The 15,009-nt window shown below is 58.0% G+C and carries 19 protein-coding genes and 1 pseudogene; 9 read left to right on the top strand and 11 right to left on the bottom strand.

The window, feature by feature from the left end; genetic code table 11:
* The first annotated feature begins 38 nt into the window (after positions 1-38).
* Positions 39-1,073 carry a dihydrolipoyllysine-residue succinyltransferase gene (gene sucB / locus VGK48_25820; protein HEY2384610.1) on the top strand — a complete coding sequence of 345 codons (1,035 nt, stop codon included), beginning with the start codon at positions 39-41 and terminating at the stop codon, positions 1,071-1,073.
* Positions 1,074-1,078: 5 nt separating this feature from the next.
* Positions 1,079-2,002 carry an arginine deiminase-related protein gene (locus VGK48_25825; GenBank protein ID HEY2384611.1) on the top strand — a complete coding sequence of 308 codons (924 nt, stop codon included), beginning with the start codon at positions 1,079-1,081 and terminating at the stop codon, positions 2,000-2,002.
* 12 nt (positions 2,003-2,014) lie between these two features.
* Here the strand turns inward: VGK48_25825 and VGK48_25830 are convergent, their stop codons facing one another.
* On the bottom strand, positions 2,015-3,118 hold the full coding sequence (locus tag VGK48_25830; protein ID HEY2384612.1) for a DSD1 family PLP-dependent enzyme: 1,104 nt from the start codon (positions 3,116-3,118) through the stop codon (positions 2,015-2,017).
* Positions 3,119-3,297: 179 nt separating this feature from the next.
* On the opposite strand from VGK48_25830, the gene VGK48_25835 reads away from it, so the two are divergent.
* Genes VGK48_25835 through VGK48_25845 form a run of 3 tightly spaced genes read left to right on the top strand, consistent with a single transcriptional unit; the run spans position 3,298 to position 4,977 of the window.
* Positions 3,298-4,080, top strand: a complete 783-nt coding sequence (locus tag VGK48_25835; GenBank protein ID HEY2384613.1) for a hypothetical protein — start codon at positions 3,298-3,300, stop codon at positions 4,078-4,080.
* A 6-nt stretch (positions 4,081-4,086) separates the two neighbouring features.
* A complete protein-coding gene (locus tag VGK48_25840; GenBank protein ID HEY2384614.1) occupies positions 4,087-4,269 on the top strand; it encodes a hypothetical protein in 183 nt (60 codons plus the stop codon).
* 9 nt (positions 4,270-4,278) lie between these two features.
* The gene (locus VGK48_25845; GenBank protein ID HEY2384615.1) at positions 4,279-4,977 is read left to right on the top strand and encodes a hypothetical protein; all 699 of its coding nucleotides are present in this window, start codon (positions 4,279-4,281) and stop codon (positions 4,975-4,977) included.
* Between the two features lie 77 nt (positions 4,978-5,054).
* On the opposite strand, the gene VGK48_25850 is transcribed toward VGK48_25845, so the two are convergent.
* From VGK48_25850 to VGK48_25865, 4 genes are all read right to left on the bottom strand, one after another.
* Positions 5,055-6,155 (bottom strand): hypothetical protein, encoded by a 1,101-nt coding sequence (locus tag VGK48_25850; GenBank protein HEY2384616.1) that lies wholly within the window; start codon positions 6,153-6,155, stop codon positions 5,055-5,057.
* Between the two features lie 35 nt (positions 6,156-6,190).
* Entirely contained in the window at positions 6,191-7,222 is a 1,032-nt protein-coding gene (locus VGK48_25855; GenBank protein HEY2384617.1) for a FecR domain-containing protein, read from the bottom strand.
* A 1-nt stretch (position 7,223) separates the two neighbouring features.
* Positions 7,224-7,796, bottom strand: a complete 573-nt coding sequence (locus VGK48_25860; protein ID HEY2384618.1) for a sigma-70 family RNA polymerase sigma factor — start codon at positions 7,794-7,796, stop codon at positions 7,224-7,226.
* 75 nt (positions 7,797-7,871) lie between these two features.
* Complete coding sequence (locus VGK48_25865) at positions 7,872-9,059, bottom strand: DUF1444 family protein (protein HEY2384619.1); 1,188 nt, start codon at positions 9,057-9,059, stop codon at positions 7,872-7,874.
* A 176-nt stretch (positions 9,060-9,235) separates the two neighbouring features.
* Between VGK48_25865 and VGK48_25870 the strand changes: the two genes are divergently transcribed.
* From VGK48_25870 to VGK48_25880, 3 genes and pseudogenes are all read left to right on the top strand, one after another.
* On the top strand, positions 9,236-10,000 hold the full coding sequence (locus VGK48_25870; protein HEY2384620.1) for a 2-keto-4-pentenoate hydratase: 765 nt from the start codon (positions 9,236-9,238) through the stop codon (positions 9,998-10,000).
* 119 nt (positions 10,001-10,119) lie between these two features.
* On the top strand, positions 10,120-10,365 hold the full coding sequence (locus VGK48_25875; GenBank protein ID HEY2384621.1) for a type II toxin-antitoxin system HicB family antitoxin: 246 nt from the start codon (positions 10,120-10,122) through the stop codon (positions 10,363-10,365).
* Positions 10,366-10,368: 3 nt separating this feature from the next.
* A pseudogene (locus tag VGK48_25880) lies at positions 10,369-10,561 on the top strand (type II toxin-antitoxin system HicA family toxin).
* Between the two features lie 116 nt (positions 10,562-10,677).
* Here the strand turns inward: VGK48_25880 and VGK48_25885 are convergent.
* Genes VGK48_25885 through VGK48_25895 form a run of 3 tightly spaced genes read right to left on the bottom strand, consistent with a single transcriptional unit; the run spans position 10,678 to position 12,656 of the window.
* The gene (locus VGK48_25885; protein ID HEY2384622.1) at positions 10,678-11,943 is read right to left on the bottom strand and encodes an RNA polymerase sigma factor; all 1,266 of its coding nucleotides are present in this window, start codon (positions 11,941-11,943) and stop codon (positions 10,678-10,680) included.
* Positions 11,944-11,949: 6 nt separating this feature from the next.
* Positions 11,950-12,315, bottom strand: coding sequence for a YciI family protein (locus VGK48_25890; protein HEY2384623.1), 366 nt, complete (start codon positions 12,313-12,315; stop codon positions 11,950-11,952).
* 5 nt (positions 12,316-12,320) lie between these two features.
* The gene (locus tag VGK48_25895) at positions 12,321-12,656 is read right to left on the bottom strand and encodes a YciI family protein (GenBank protein ID HEY2384624.1); all 336 of its coding nucleotides are present in this window, start codon (positions 12,654-12,656) and stop codon (positions 12,321-12,323) included.
* A gap of 255 nt (positions 12,657-12,911) precedes the next feature.
* Here VGK48_25895 and VGK48_25900 point away from each other — a divergent pair, with 255 nt between their 5' ends.
* The gene (locus VGK48_25900) at positions 12,912-13,244 is read left to right on the top strand and encodes a hypothetical protein (protein ID HEY2384625.1); all 333 of its coding nucleotides are present in this window, start codon (positions 12,912-12,914) and stop codon (positions 13,242-13,244) included.
* A gap of 141 nt (positions 13,245-13,385) precedes the next feature.
* Here the strand turns inward: VGK48_25900 and VGK48_25905 are convergent, their stop codons facing one another.
* The 3 genes from VGK48_25905 to VGK48_25915 form a co-directional block, all read right to left on the bottom strand.
* Entirely contained in the window at positions 13,386-13,799 is a 414-nt protein-coding gene (locus VGK48_25905; GenBank protein ID HEY2384626.1) for a PIN domain-containing protein, read from the bottom strand.
* Positions 13,790-14,071: a type II toxin-antitoxin system prevent-host-death family antitoxin gene (locus tag VGK48_25910; protein HEY2384627.1), complete on the bottom strand. Its 282-nt coding sequence runs from the start codon at positions 14,069-14,071 to the stop codon at positions 13,790-13,792. Before VGK48_25910 ends, VGK48_25905 begins: the two co-directional genes overlap by 10 nt.
* Positions 14,072-14,477: 406 nt before the next feature.
* Positions 14,478-15,009: hypothetical protein (locus tag VGK48_25915; GenBank protein HEY2384628.1), on the bottom strand; the 532-nt coding region annotated here is incomplete at its 5' end.

The raw sequence follows: 15,009 nt of genomic DNA on the forward strand, positions 1-15,009 counted from the left end.
GTTGATCGCGGAGGCCTTTGCATAATACGGTACTGAAGATGTCCGTTGAACTGGTCGTCCCATCCGTCGGTGAATCCATCACAGAAGTCGAAATCGGAGACTGGCTGAAGAAGCAAGGCGAGTCCGTGAGCCAGGACGAACCGGTCGTCGTGATCGAAACAGACAAGGTTACGGTGGAGTTGTCCGCGCCCGCCAGCGGAACGATCTTGTCGACGCTGAAGAAGAAGGGCGAGAAGGCTTCAGTCGGCGACGTGATCGGTTATATCGAAACCAATGGTTCCCGCGCAGCGGCGGACGGCCGGGCCTTGGTCCCCGTCAAGCCGGAGCCGATCGACTCCAAAGCGCCACCCGTTATTACACCGTCAGCCAGCAGCCGTGAAGAGCAGATCGTACCGATGACGCCGATCCGCCGCCGGATTGCCGAGCGGCTGGTGGAAGCCCAGAAATCGGCCGCGCTGCTGACGACATTCAATCAAGTCGACATGTCCGCGGTCATGGCCCTTCGCGCGCAGCACCAGGAGACATTCCAGTCGAAGTATCGGATCAAGCTGGGCTTCATGTCCTTCTTTGTCAAAGCGTCGATCGAGGCCTTGAAACTCGTTCCTCAGGTGAATGCCGAGATTCGCGGTCACGACATCGTTTATCGCAATTACTACGATATCGGAATCGCGGTCGGCGGGGGCAAGGGACTGGTTGTTCCCGTTATCCGCAATGCCGAGCGAATGAGCTTTGCAGAGATCGAGCGGACCATATCGGACTTCGGCCAGCGCGCCATTGCGAATCAATTGAAGGTCGATGAGCTTCAGGGCGGCACCTTTACCATCAGTAACGGCGGGATTTACGGTTCGATGCTTTCAACGCCGATCGTCAATCCGCCGCAAAGCGGTGTCCTCGGCCTTCATGCCATCGAAGACCGTCCGGTGGCGCGCAGCGGCGCCGTCGTTATCCGGCCGATGATGTATGTGGCGCTGACCTACGATCACCGTGTGGTTGACGGCCGTGAGGCCGTGACTTTCCTGACACGAGTCAAAGAAGTGATTGAAGAACCGGCGCGGTTGTTGTTAGAAGTTTAAACTCTATGCAACTGGCAAGCGCTGTTCTCATGGTCCGGCCCGTTTCGTTCGGCTTCAATCCGGATACCGCCCCTTCCTTCATGTTCCAGAGAGAAATCACCGATTCGAACCGCCGGGAAGTGGAGCGGCGGGCGCGCATGGAATTCGACATTCTCGAGAGCAGGCTGAAAGCAGCGGGTGTCGAAGTGATCGTGGTCGAAGACAAAGAAGAACTCCATACGCCGGACGCCGTGTTTCCGAACAACTGGGTTTCATTTCACCATGACGGCACCGTCGTCCTGTATCCCATGCTGGCGCCCAGCCGAAGGCCGGAGCGCCGCCGGGACATCATCGATAAATTGCAATCGAGCGGATTCCGCGTATCGCGCGTCATCGACCTCACGCACCATGAAGATCAGGGACGCTTCCTCGAGGGAACCGGCAGCGTGGTGTTCGATCATGCGGATCACATTGCCTACGCGGCTGTCTCGCCGCGAACCGACGAAACCGTGCTCAAAGAACTTTGCGCGTCGCTTGGCTACAACCCGGTCACGTTTCATGCCGTTCTCGCGAATGGCGATCCGATCCTGCACACCGACATGACCATGAGCATGGGCGACCGGTTTGTGGTTTTCTGCCCGGATGTGATCGCCGATTCAAGCGAGCGGAAACGCGTCCTGGACAGTCTGAAGTCGGCGGGCCGCGACCTGATTGCGATCGATCCCAAACAACTCGAGCACTTCGCCGGAAATGTACTGCAAGTTCAAACGAAGGAAGGACGAAGCGTTCTCGTCATTTCCACTTCGGCCTGCCTCGCGCTCCGTCCCGAACAGCGCAACGCTATTCAGAAATTCACGCAGATCGTCGAATCGCCTCTGCCGGTGTTCGAAGGCATCGGCCGCGGCAGCGCGCGCGGCATGATGGCTGACGTGCACCTGCCGCGGTTGTAGGCAGTCTCCACACTAAAAATATGTCGAACCTGCGGCACGCTCCATAATCGGCCACTCCTCTTCGATGACCTCTCCGCGAAGGCAGAAGAATCGGTCGTAGAGATTCACGGTCGGGTCGCAGTGGGGAATGATCAACCGGAGGCGGTCGCCAAGGCGGATGCTGTCGTCGTTCACGACTAAGCGGCCGTGCTCGTCGCCCGCGAATTCATAAGCAATGCCGCTCATGCCGAGCACTTCAGGACCGAAGCCTCGATCGGTTGCCAGGGCTTTGATTCCCGCGTCGACGATGGCTTTACCGGCCGAACGGTGGACGACCGTCGAGAGCACGCATAGCGCGGGAGCGAAGTCTTCATAAACCGCTCCGCCGGCTCCGCCGATTTTCCGGTACTCCACATCCATGAACACATATGAGCCGGACTGCATTTCCGTGATGCCCTGGATGTCCGCGTCGATGTTATATGTTCCGGTGCTTGCGCCGCTGAGGATTTCCACCCGGTGACCATGCTTCGTAAGCAGATCCCGGGTTGCGATCGCTTTCTCGAGCGCGCGCCGTGACGCGGTGCGGCGTTCGTCATAGCCGACAACATGAGCGGCATGTCCGGCGTAGGCGCATAGGCCCTTCAATTCAAGATTCTTTGAACGTCCGATTGCTTCGGCCAGGTTCAAAGCGGGCTCGCCCGGCGCGATGCCGGTACGGTTCTGGCCGATATCGAGATCGATCAATATCGTGATCCGAAGTCCGGAGTGCGCAGCAGCGCGTTGAAGGTCCTTTACGTTGGCCGCGTTGTCCACGACCGCCATTGTTTCCGGCGCCTCCGAAATAATACGCATCAGCCGCGAGATCTTCGGCTCTCCGACCATCTCGCCTGTGATGAGCAGACCTCGAATGCCCCCGCGATTCAAGACTTCCGCTTCAGCAATCGTCGCTGCGCAGATTCCTATCGCGCCCTGCTGTATCTGGCGCCGCGCAATGTTGACGCACTTGTGGGTTTTTGCGTGTGGCCGCAGCGCGATGCGGCGATCCCGTGTGAAGCGGCTCATCTTGTCGAGATTCGCCTCAAACCGATCGAGATCCAGTACCAGGCACGGGGTCGGCAAATCGTGGATTTTTTTCACGGGCCGCAGTGTACCACCGCAGTGATCCACTAACTTTGTGGAATTCGGCGCACCAGCGCTGTTTCGAAACTGCACGAAAACAAAGGCATCGCACGGGCCGTGTGCGGCAAATGCCTGGAAATGCACACCGGTCATCGATTTCGCGGATTTGGGCACAGTGATTGCTACGTAAGACACACATGAATCTTCGATGCCTCGGAACCCACGTTATCGCAGCACCCGTTCTGCTGATGTCGATGCATGTGGCGTCGACCGCGCAGGCTTCCAGCAATGCCCAGACGAGTTCTGCAACGCGCGTCGCGGCGGAAATGACCCTGGGCAGGTTGAGTCCATCGGAAAGCAAGGCCGGCGACATCGTTGCCGTGCGGCTCAGCGATGATTTGAGATCGAATGGCCAGATCATTCTGAAGAAGGGCACGTTGATTAAAGGTGTCGTTCGCAACGTCGGCCATAGCGAGCCGAAAACGCACGCGCTATCGATGATCGAAGTCGATTGGATGGTGCCGGCGCCCGAAGCAAAAGCGGTTCAGAGCGTATCGATCGCCCTGCAGTCCGTTATTCAGGTGAATGCCGCGGACCCTGCCACCCCATCTCGTGCCGGCAGCGCCGGAACTGCCGCTGCCCAGCCCGCACGGGCGCCGGACGCCGGCGCCGTTGCAGGCAGCCTTACCGGCTTGACCAGCCTTACAGCGGCTTCAACGAATCCGGCTTTGCTGAGCATGCCGTCCGTCGCCGCTGTCGATCATCAGACAACTTCCGCAATCGAGACCAGTCTCGACTCCCCGGCCGCCGGCCCCTTATTCAAAGTCGGTCATGGCGAATTGGCCGCAGCCGGAGGAACGCGCGAATCCGTGGACCTGTTCTCTCATTTGAACAACGACACGGTAATCACTTCGCCCAGCAGGACCTTCGAAATATCGAGCGGCGCACAAATGCAGCTCCTCGTGGGCGTCAGAAAGTAGACAGATATGAGAATCAAATGGACATCTCTACATAACGTCACCGAAGCCAATTCGGCGGCTCCCTGGGTCGGACCCGGCCTGTCGGAGAAGTTGAAGAGGGACGCCGTCGCCGAACGGGCAAGCAAGAACGACAAAAAACAGCATTCCAAAAGCGAGCGTGCTCTCGCCTGGTTCCGGCGCAGCCGGTAGGAGGTTGAGGTGAAACGGATTTTTGTGCCAGTTATCATCGGTCTCTTGTTTTTGAGCCTTGCCGCATGCAGCAAAGCGCCGGCAACGACGAGCGCGGACTCGGTCAGCAAACCGGCGGCCGCCACCGCGAATGCGCCGGACAAGACGCAGGCCGAACCTCAAACACCTTCCGCGCCCGCGCCCGCACTCGCGCCCCCGATAACAATTCCCGCCGGAACAACGCTGAGGGTGTCGTTGATCGACGCCGTCAGTTCAGACCAGAGCCGCGCCGGCGATTCATTCGCTGCGAGCCTCGCTGAACCCGTTGTCAGCGACGGCCAGACGATTCTCGCGAGGGGTACGAAAGTCCGCGGGCGCGTTGTGGACGCGAAGGAATCCGGCCGCGTGAAAGGCCGGGCCAGCATTGAGCTGAAATTGACGGAAGTCATTTTGAGAGACGGCAGCGCTGTAAACATCTCGACGAAGCCGTACGCAGCTGTCGCGCCGGCAACCAAGAAGCGTGATGCCGGGATTATCGGCGGCGGCGCCGGTTTAGGCGCGGTGATTGGCGCAATCGCGGGTGGCGGCAAAGGCGCCGCCATCGGAGCGGTTGTTGGCGGCGGGGCGGGTACAGGCACGGTTCTGGCCACCCGCGGAAAAGAAATTCGTTACGCGCCGGAGACTCGCCTGCAATTCACGCTCACGAGTCCGATCCAGATCCAGCTTTGATTGTTCCTCTGTCCTGTCTTGCGGGAGGGCGGCCGTCCGAGAGTGGCCGCCGTCCCGCTTTTTTTTGCCTGCTGAATTTACCTGCTGCAGGTTGCTGCCCGGTTGGAGTGGGACTCATAAATTGAATCCAGCAGCGGATTGTGCGCGCCGATCCGCTGGGCAATCGGTTCGAGGAACCGGCCGTACTTTTCGAGGGTGGCGACGTCCCTCCGCGCCAGAGCCTGTCGTACGTCACTCTGAATTTCGGGAGTGATGATCTCCGTCCGGCCGACGAATACGCGGTTTGTCTTCGCTGGCGCCGGCTGTATTGCCAGCGGAAGTACGGAGTCCACAGTCGGCCGCGGAAGGATGTAGAACAATCGCGCGCCTTCCTCGAACCACGAGTCGCTCCACGTTTGAATCATGGCATGGGCTTCCCTGGCGTAGAGTCCTTGATCCGTGAGAGCGCGCTCGAGGGCCTTGAACAAGCCGGCGCGATTATTTTGAAGCGAGCTGCGATCCAGCGTCACCTCGCCATGGACCTGCCCCACGACCGTGTACCCAAGTTTGCCGCCGCGGTTTTCGAACAGGATGACGCCGTTGACTGTATTGTCGTCGAGGCTTTTCACCTGAACCCTGCCATCCGGCGTCAATCGTGCTGAGATCGGAAGCGGAAAACTTCCGACACCGCGATAGAAGAGAAACTTTTCAGTTTGTGTGCCGACCTGTAATGGAGCGGCATCCGTTTCACGCGCCAAGTAATAGTGGCTCGGGCCGCTTCCTTGCGGAAAACTCTGTTCTGCGCGAGGCAGGATGCGAACGTTTCGCCATTCGATGGAGCCGTTGGGTGGCGTGGACGCTTGCGGGTACCAGTCCGTCATTGTTCCCTTCGGAAAGGCAACCTTGACGTCGGCTGTCGCCTCCTGCGAGCTGTAGAAGTAGAGAACCGGGGTTTCCATCCGAACCGTTCCGGGAATCTGAGATTTGAATCCGCCAAAGCTGTCCACAAAGCAGGGCAAGTCCTCGCGGCCTCCATAGGTGCGCCACGGAGTTGCGACGCCGTCTTCCCCGGCTACCGAGGTGAACGTGCCCCATTCATGCACGGTCACATCGCGGGGGTTCAGTGTGGATGACAGGATAGTGCTCACAGCGAGAACGGGAAAGAGAATCAGGCAAAGGGATAGAAACTTCGTTTTCATACCACTCCTCCTTATTTTTCGGCTGTAACGGGCTTCTACTGCCAGAGCTGAGAGACAATTGTTCGCCAGGCATCGAGCATCTTCGGATCGAGCGCGACGATGCCGTCGCGTGTGACTCCTGGCGGAGGAGGCAGCAACTGCGCGAGCCGGTCATAAATCAGGCCCCGCGATTGCGCCTCAAGACGCGGGATCAAATGCCAGAGCGACAGGGCGTCGCGAATGTGGGATTTTTCAAGCACGATTTCGAGCTGTCGTGTGCGTTCGGGACCTTCACTGAGCGAATCCACTTTTTGAAGCGCCGCCTTAAAGTCCGTGGAGGAATCCTCGAAGAACGGCGTACCGGGTCCGGCGTTCCGGCGTGTCCGGCAGAAGGCTCCTGCGGGCACGATCGTTTCGCGTCCATCCCGCTCAAAAGCAACCAGGCCTACGGTCACATGAAGGAGGCTGCTGCCGTCCTCCTGGACTTCGAGCGAATATTTGCATCCCAGATCCACGGCCGATGCGGAGGGCGTGTCGACTATAAACAGACGGGGCTGCGCCCACGTCTGCGCTTCAACGCGTCCGCGGTCGAGTGCGATACGGTGCTCATTCGATTTGGTGACCAGAAGGCGTATTCGTGTGTCAGGGCTGACCAGAAGCTGCCCGATGTTGGCGATCTTGACCTCTGCCTGGGACGCCGTTCCCGTTTGAAGAGTTTCGCCCGGCCGCAAACGTGAGATACCTGGAAAGCCGTCGACCTCCCATGATGGTCCGGCTGCTGCATGGTTTCGCAACGATATGACGAGTGCCAATACCACTATCGCGAAACCGGCGGCGGCAATTGCGGGAATCCATCTTCTGTGGCGGACAGATACGCGCTGCGCGTCCTGCAACACATCCCATAACGGCTCGGGCGCAGCGGATACGTGCAGTACAGAAGCCAGGCGGGCACCAAGCTGAATCTCCCCGTACGCCGTGCGGCACTTGGGGCAGTTCTGCAGATGGGTCTCGACCAACTGCCTTGCGGCGAGCGTCAGTTCATTGTGGTGATACGCCGAGAGATCCCGGATGATGTGCTTCCGAAACATGCTACTCCCCACCTGCCGGCGCGCCCCGAAGGTGCGACAGCTTGCGCGCGAGAATCGCATGCGCCCGATTGAGGCGTGAGGCGACCGTGCCTTTGCTGCATCCCATCGCTTCGGCGATTTCGTCATATGAAAGATCTTCGAAATATCTCAGCAGGATGGTGATCCGCAATTTCGGTCTCATCGCCGCGATCACTTTTCGCACGGATGCCTCTATTTCACGCTGAATGAATTGGGCTTCGTGTGATCCGTGGCTGTCTCGCAAATGCCGCTCGCCCGAATCGCCGAACGGTAAAAACCGGCGTAACGCCGGTTTCCGGTCGAGGCACGCATTGGTCACGAGGCGGTGAAGCCAGGTGGAAAAGTGCGACCGGTTTTCGAATTGTGAAATCGTGCGCATGAGCTTTAGAAAAACGTCCTGCGTGATGTCTTTTGCCGCCGCTTCATCGCCATCGAAGAAACAAAGCGCAATCGAATACACACGGTCTTTATGAGCTTCGAACAGCAGACGAAAGGCGTCCGAGTCGCCGCGTCTGCACGCCTCAATCGTGCGATCATCGATGATCTGCTTCGTCATTCGCGCGACCTGCCCCTTAGACGCGCGTCAGCTCCGTCTTCTTCCATTTTTTCGTAAGGCTGCCTGCGACGCCGCTCACATCTTCCCTGAGGCGATGCCTCCGGCGGTGACGAGGAATGGATTCGGCGTGATCGGGCGAGAGGAAGTTTCGTAGTCGCGCTGAATCTGCTGGAGGACATGTTCGAAGAGCGAGCTGTTTCCTCCGGAGAAGGCGACCAGTGTGTCGTCGTTCGGGATGCCGGCGTAGAAAGGACTTCCCAATGGACCGGAAAAGATCCGGTGGAGGTCCGGGTGCAGCAGCCGGCTGGCGTCCAGACCGTCATTGGTGGCCAGCATGATCAGCCGGCCGCCCGATTCGCGGGCGCCTTCGAGCCGTTCCGGCCACGGAAGCTGCGTAAGATTGCCGATCGCCAGATCGTGCAACTCCTCCTGACCCATGCGCCACCGTTCACGATCCCACGTCGTCAGCAGCCGGGATACGCGATGCGTACGAATCGCGTAACAGATAAACAGGTTCGCTAACCATTCCGTCCGGACGAGGTGTTCAGTCCCCATTCCAGCCTCGACATAACTCACGGGTCTCAGAAGCGGCAGAATGTTGTCACGCACGTCTTCAAGACTCTCGCGGCCCGGCGGCTGGTGCGCGAGAGACGCCAGACCCTCGACAAAGTTTGCAACGATCGCTTCGCGCCGCTCGGGCGCAGCCGCGACTTCCTTGTATAGATTGGCCGGCGAAATGGTGTGATCGCGGCCACGGATCCGTGCATCGTCGAAGTGATAGTCTTGCTCCGGATGCAAACGCCGCAGCCGCTGAAGCAGGTCGTCGTCCGTCTTACGCAGCAGGAGTTCCCGCTCCCGCATGATTTCGAGGCTGGACATGAGCCGTTCAAACTGCGGATTCCAGATTTCCCGCTCGTTTTCAGGCGCCTGTGAACTGGCAAAGAGCACGAGATCGCCGCCGGTGATGATCCAGAAGTTCGCCGTCTCCTCACTTGTGCCGTCAGCCTTGAAGCCCAAATGCCGCAGCGAACGATCGCGCCGTACGTTTGCGGCTTCGCCCTCGCCAATCGCACTTGCGAAAATGCCGGGCAAGTCCCGCTCGATTCGTTCGGTATTAATGCTGAGCGGCAGGATCGTTATCCACAAGCCGACATCGTCCCGCTCGCGCGGACCAAAGCCACACGAGCGGCCCTCGTCCTTTTCAAGATGCTCCCAGTCCGCCGGATATTCGAGCCGGTATGCGTTTGCGGGATGAATGAACATTGTCAGTTGAATTGGCGTATCACTCGTCCGACTTCATTTTACGTCACAGGAACAGCCGTTCGAAGATGTTGGAATGTGCCCATGCCGGACTTTTCTGGCAAGCACGTTGCCGCGCCCATCTGAACCGGTCCAAATTAAGGGTGCGTGCCTGAAACTCCTGATAACCTTATGCCGGCATGCAGCAGACACGAATCGAAAAAGCAGCAGAGTTCCTGGTACGTTGCCGGCGCGACAATCTTCCACAGGATGGAATCCCGGAAGGCTGCCGGCCGGAGAACACCGACGAAGCACTGGCGGTTCAGCAGCAGGTTCTTGCGCTACTCGGCGAAAACACGGGAGGATGGAAATGTTCGGTGCCCTCCGGTGAAAAGCTGACCATTGCGCCGCTTCCGGCTTCGGCGATTTGCCGGACTTCGCCGTGCTCCGTTCATCCCAAAGACTCGAGTGTTGAAATCGAACCGGAAATCGCCTTCAGTCTCGGCCGGACGCTGGATCCGCGGCCACTTCCGTACTCCGAAGAAGAAGTTCGCGCTGCCATCCGCGAAATCCGGCTGGTTTTGGAAGTGTTGGGCAGCCGGTATCGAAATCCGTCTGCGGTCTCCTGGCCTGAAGCGCTCGCCGACAGCGTCCGGCACCAGGGAATGTTTATCGGGCCGATCTTGCAGGACGGGTTGCAAAAGCCGCTCGAGGGATTCCACTTGACGATCCAGTCTCCGGCAGGCCCGATTTTCGATCGTGACGTGCGGCACCCCAACGGCCATCCCCTGCGTGCATTGTACTGGCTGGTGAATTTTCTCTCCAGTCGCGGCCAGGCGCTCCCGGCCGGCGCAATCGTCACGACGGGCTCCTATGCGGGAGTGATCGATGCGCCGATGAACACGCCTCTGACGCTCGCATACGGCGCGCTCGGCACGTTCACTGTAGAGTTTCGAAGGGCGTAGATAGAATCCGGTCCAATCCTCAGCTTCTGAAGAATTCGACCTCAAGCCAGCGCCGAATCGCTATCGACCTATGCCAACGTCGGCTTGGAACCACCACGGTCGCTGCGTATACTCTGGGTATGCCCGAAACCGTAATCAACCTGGACATCGAGTCCTTACCCGAAGGCGGATACGTGGCTACCAGCCACGACCTTCCTGGATTGGTGGCTCAGGGCCGCACAATCGCCGAGTGCGCTGAAATCGCCCAAGATGTGGCGCGAAAACTTGTCGAGTCTTACGTTGAGCATGGCGATCCGCTCCCGTCGAAACTCCGAGCGGTGAACCCGGCCAAGATCGAATTGGATATTCCAATAAGCATTCCCTGACAAATGGGGAGGCTTGCTGGATTCAAATACACCGATGTGGTGAGGAAGCTGAAACGGCTCGGCTTCACTTTCGATCGCCAAGCCAAGGGGAGCCACGAACCACTATTCCCAATCATCCTGGCGATATCCCCGAAGGTACTGTTGCGCGATCCTTCGAGCGGCGGAAGTTAATATAGATCAATTTCTCGGCGCCTGAGGCGTGACAGTCACGGCAACTTAAATCCGTGCGTGCGTGCCCGCTCGACCGCCTGACGGATTGTGCGGACAAACAAGTGGATGCGTTGTTCCCGTATGAATCCGATGGCAGATCTACTATCCGAATAAAATAAGTTCCGAAATTCGGCGTTGGAGATACCGTTGCTCGACGGAATTCCCTGCCAGCGCCAGAGCCAGGCGATAGTCCTTGAGGGCTTCCGCGTAGTTGCCGATGCGGCGCAGGATGTCCGCGCGGGCAGCGTGGTAGAGGTAATACGACTGGAACTCGGGCGCCGCCTGGAGGCTATCGATCAGTTCGAGACCCTTCTCGAGTCCTTCGCTCATCGCAATCGCAACCGCCCGGTTTAGAGATATGACGGCGGATGGCTGAAAACGCTGCAATTCTCCATACAGTGCTGCGATCTGAGCCCAATCCGTTTCGCCTGCGATCACCGCCTCGGCATGAACAGCGGCAATCGCGGCTTGAATCTGAAAAGGTCCGGCGGCGCCAGCCTTCAGTGCCTGCTCGACCAGCCGTAATCCTTCGTAGATCTGTCCGCGATGCCACAACGACCGGTCCTGCTCTTCCAACGGAACGAGCTCGCCCGCCGCATTGGCGCGCGCGTCGCGCCGTGAATCGTGCAGCAGCATGAGCGCCAGTAATCCCTGATTTTCGGGCACATCGATCAGCAGCTCACAGAGCACGCGAGCCAGCCGGATGGCTTCGGCACAGAGATCGGTGCGGATCAAACGATCACCGGCGGTCGAAAGATATCCTTCGTTGAAGATGAGATAAATGACTGCACGCACCGCTGCGAGGCGTTCCGGCAACCGTTCGGCGGAAGGAACTTCATAGGGAATCCGAGCTTCTTCGATTTTGCGCTTCGCCCGGACGATCCGTTGAGCAACGGTCGCTTCAGGAATGAAAAACGATTTCGCTATCTCGGCGGTCGTGAGACCTCCCAGGGTTTTCAGAGTCAGAGAGACTTGAGCCTCGGGGCGCAAGGCTGGATGACAACAGGTGAAGATCAGTCTCAATCGATCGTCCTGAAGGTGCATGTCCTGTTGGTCGTCATTGAGATTGTGCCCGGCCGGCGGAGTGACGGTTTCTGCGTGATAACGGATGGAGTCTTCATGATCGAGATGCGTCTTCTCGCGCCGGCTGCGGTCGATGAGCTTGCGGTGAGCGGCTGCCGTGATCCAGGCTGCAGGATTCTGAGGAATTCCGCGCTCGGGCCAGGAAGCCAGCGCGGAGGCAAACGCTTCCTGCATGGCTTCCTCAGCCCGGTCGAAGGATCCCGAGATGCGAATCAAGGTGGCGGCAATGCGGCCGGACTCCTGTCGAAAGACGGATTCCGCAACCGAATGGGCCTCCGGAATCATCGGCGGCTACGGAAGTTTCGGCAGATCATCAACCGGGCGGATTTCAATGCATCCTTCGCGGCCTTTGCACACTGTTGGAATCCGCTTTCCCCATTCGATCGCTTCGTCCAGATCCTTGCACTCGAGAATGTAATATCCCGCAAGCTGTTCCTTCGTCTCCGCGAATGGCCCGTCGACTGTTACCGGGAAACCCTGGTCGAACCGGACGGTCGTCGCGGTACCCGTCGATTTGAGCCGTTCGACTCCGAGCAACACTCCCTTCCGTCCGGCGTCCCGCAGGACGGCTGCATGGTCCTGCATGACCTGCTGCATCTCCTCCTGCGAGCGGGGCTCGTCCGTTTCCTGCGAATAGATCAGAAACATGTAGCGCATGGTCTTCAGGAAAAATTCATTATGGGACGCACTTCGACGCACCCGAAACGGGCGCCCGGAATCTTTGCGGCCATCGCGATTGCTTCGTTCTTATCCTGCGCTTCAACGAGATAAAACCCGCCCAACTGTTCTTTCGTCTCGGCGAACGGCCCGTCTGTCGTGAAAACCTGACCATCCCGGACCCGCACGCTGACCGCTGTGCCTGTCGGCTGGAGCGCATTGCCCCCTTTTATAGAAGCGGCGTGGGCACCGCCGAATGCCCCATATTCTTTCATTTCCTCCGGATCAAACCCTTTGGCGAACCGTTCTTCACTTTCGTAGATCATTAACAGAAACTGCATCTTTGTCTACCTCCTCAACAGTACGACGCACAATCAGGACGAAATCGACACTTCAATGAAAAAAACTTTTCAATCGGCTTTCCGGCAGCGGAATTCCTTGGAATTCTACAATCAATAGGGCTTGTCATCTTGCCGATCACAAACGGATTAAGCTCACTACTAACTCCGTTTACTCGTCGTTCCGCTTCCCGCTGAAAAAGAGGGACAGCTCCGGCGTCTTTTTCGTCAACGAGCTTTTTCGATATGATGTGGCCTATGGATGAACGAGATTTCTACACAGAGCGTCCCGAGGCGAAGGTTGTGGAATATTCATGCCCGCGATGCAAGCGAAGCAATCAGTACCAGGTCCGCTGGATGCGGCGGACGAAGAAAGATCGGTTGCCTCCGCGCGCCGACGAGCGCGACCGCGCGCTTTTCGCCAAGTTGCGGGATTACCTCGTGCGAATCGATGATGATGTGACCTGTAAGACCTGTCAGAAGCGCTTTGAAATCCCTTCACATCAGACGATGGTCTTTCTTGACGAGCGCAGTTCCAAAAGCACCCAGGGAAACGACGATGACGACGACAATCGCGGCAATCGGGCCTGACTTCAGCCGTTTCCAGGGAAGCACGCGCATGCAGGTATGACCGCAACTCACGGCGTACGGCAAATAGGTCAGTCTGTAGATTTTGTAAGCAACCCAAACGTTGGCGGCACAAAAGCTTGTTGGACCAGATCGCTAGGATCGTCACATTTCGAGAACGACGAGATCTGGAATCAGTCGAAAATGGCGCACATTGACCGTGAGCACTCCACAGCCGTTTGATAACGCAGTTGCTCCAATTAAGAGGTCCGAAAAAGGGATTACTACGCCACGGCTTTGTTGTTCTCCATCAAGCTTTCCCGCAAGTAGTGCTGTGTCCTTCGTGTATGGGAAGACTTCGACGTCGCGAAGCAGTTCTTCGATAAAGGATTCGCGGCGGGTTCGCACTTCTGCAGTCTGAGCGCGATAAATGCCGTGGACAAGCTCAGTCAATCCGACGGATGACAGCGCCGCCTCTTGATCTCCAGTTGTCGCAACTATCTGCTTAAGAAGATCAGCAACTGTATCTCCGCGACGTTCGGCGGCGATGACAATGCTGGAGTCGAGGATCAGTCCCATTTCGGCGGGCTTAGCGGTTCTTGATGGCTGTTGACGATCTCTTCGAGGTCGCGCGCGAATCCTCCATCCAGCGTGACCCTTGAAGCATGCGATTCGGCTAGAGCGATGGATTCAGACAGGAGCCGTCCCCGCGCCTCAATTGGGCGAACGACTGCTATTGGTCGCGTATCATGTTCAATAATGACTTCTGTTCCCGATCGGACCCGCTCCAACAATGAGCCGAAATCATTTTTCGCTTCCGTGTCTGAGATGTGGATTACGTTCTTGGCCATAGGCCTGATTATACTTGGGGGCCCGACCCGTAGCGAAGCGGCACCGCTACACCTGCAATCTGACGAGCCTGACGGAAACGGCACAGACCTCCGAGAGTCAAGGTTGCTCACGCGCCAGACGATCGGAGTTCTTTCCGCTTGGTTCGGTCTCAAGGGGACCGAACCCGATACGTGTTACTACGTCGCAAATGCAGATCGAGTCATCGATCATGACGATATTGACTTGAACGTCGATCCGCCGCCTGATTTGGTCGTGGAGATCGAGTCGACGAATGAGTCCACAGCGAAATTTCCTATCTATGTTGCTCTGCAGGTTCCGGAGATCTGGCGTGTCGACGCCCCGCACAATGAAGTGCGCATGTACGAATTGCGGGGAAACAGATATTGGGAAGTACCGGCAAGCGTCTCATTCCCGATTCTCACCCCTAAAGTTCTCGGGGAATTTCTGCGCGAACGCGAAACCAAAGGTCAAAAGGCCGCAATGGCCGCCTTCCGCGCTTGGCTGAAGAAACAACGGTAAGTGCAAAATGTAGGAAATCCATCGCGCCAGAAAGATCGTGAAGTCTGGCGAGACGCGCGTCACGAGCGAAGCCGCGATCATGAAGTGAGGCGAGACACGCGTCACGAGTGAAGTCGCGATCATGAAGTGGGATGAGACACGCGTCACGAGTGAAGTCGCGATCATGAAGCGGGACGAGACACGCGTCACGAGTGGAGTTGCGATCATGAAGTGAGGCGAGACGCGCGTCACGAGTGAAGTTGCGATCATGAAGTGAGGCGAGACACGCGTCACGAGCGAAGTCGCGATCGTGAAGTGAGGCGAGACGCGCGTCACGAGTGAAGTGGCGATCATGAAGTGAGGCGAGACACGCGTCACGAGCGAAGTCGCGATCGTGAAGTGAGACGAGACGCGCGTCACGAGCGAAGTGTCGATCTTG

This window comes from Terriglobia bacterium (genome assembly GCA_036496425.1).
In the GTDB taxonomy this organism is placed as follows: domain Bacteria; phylum Acidobacteriota; class Terriglobia; order 20CM-2-55-15; family 20CM-2-55-15; genus 20CM-2-55-15.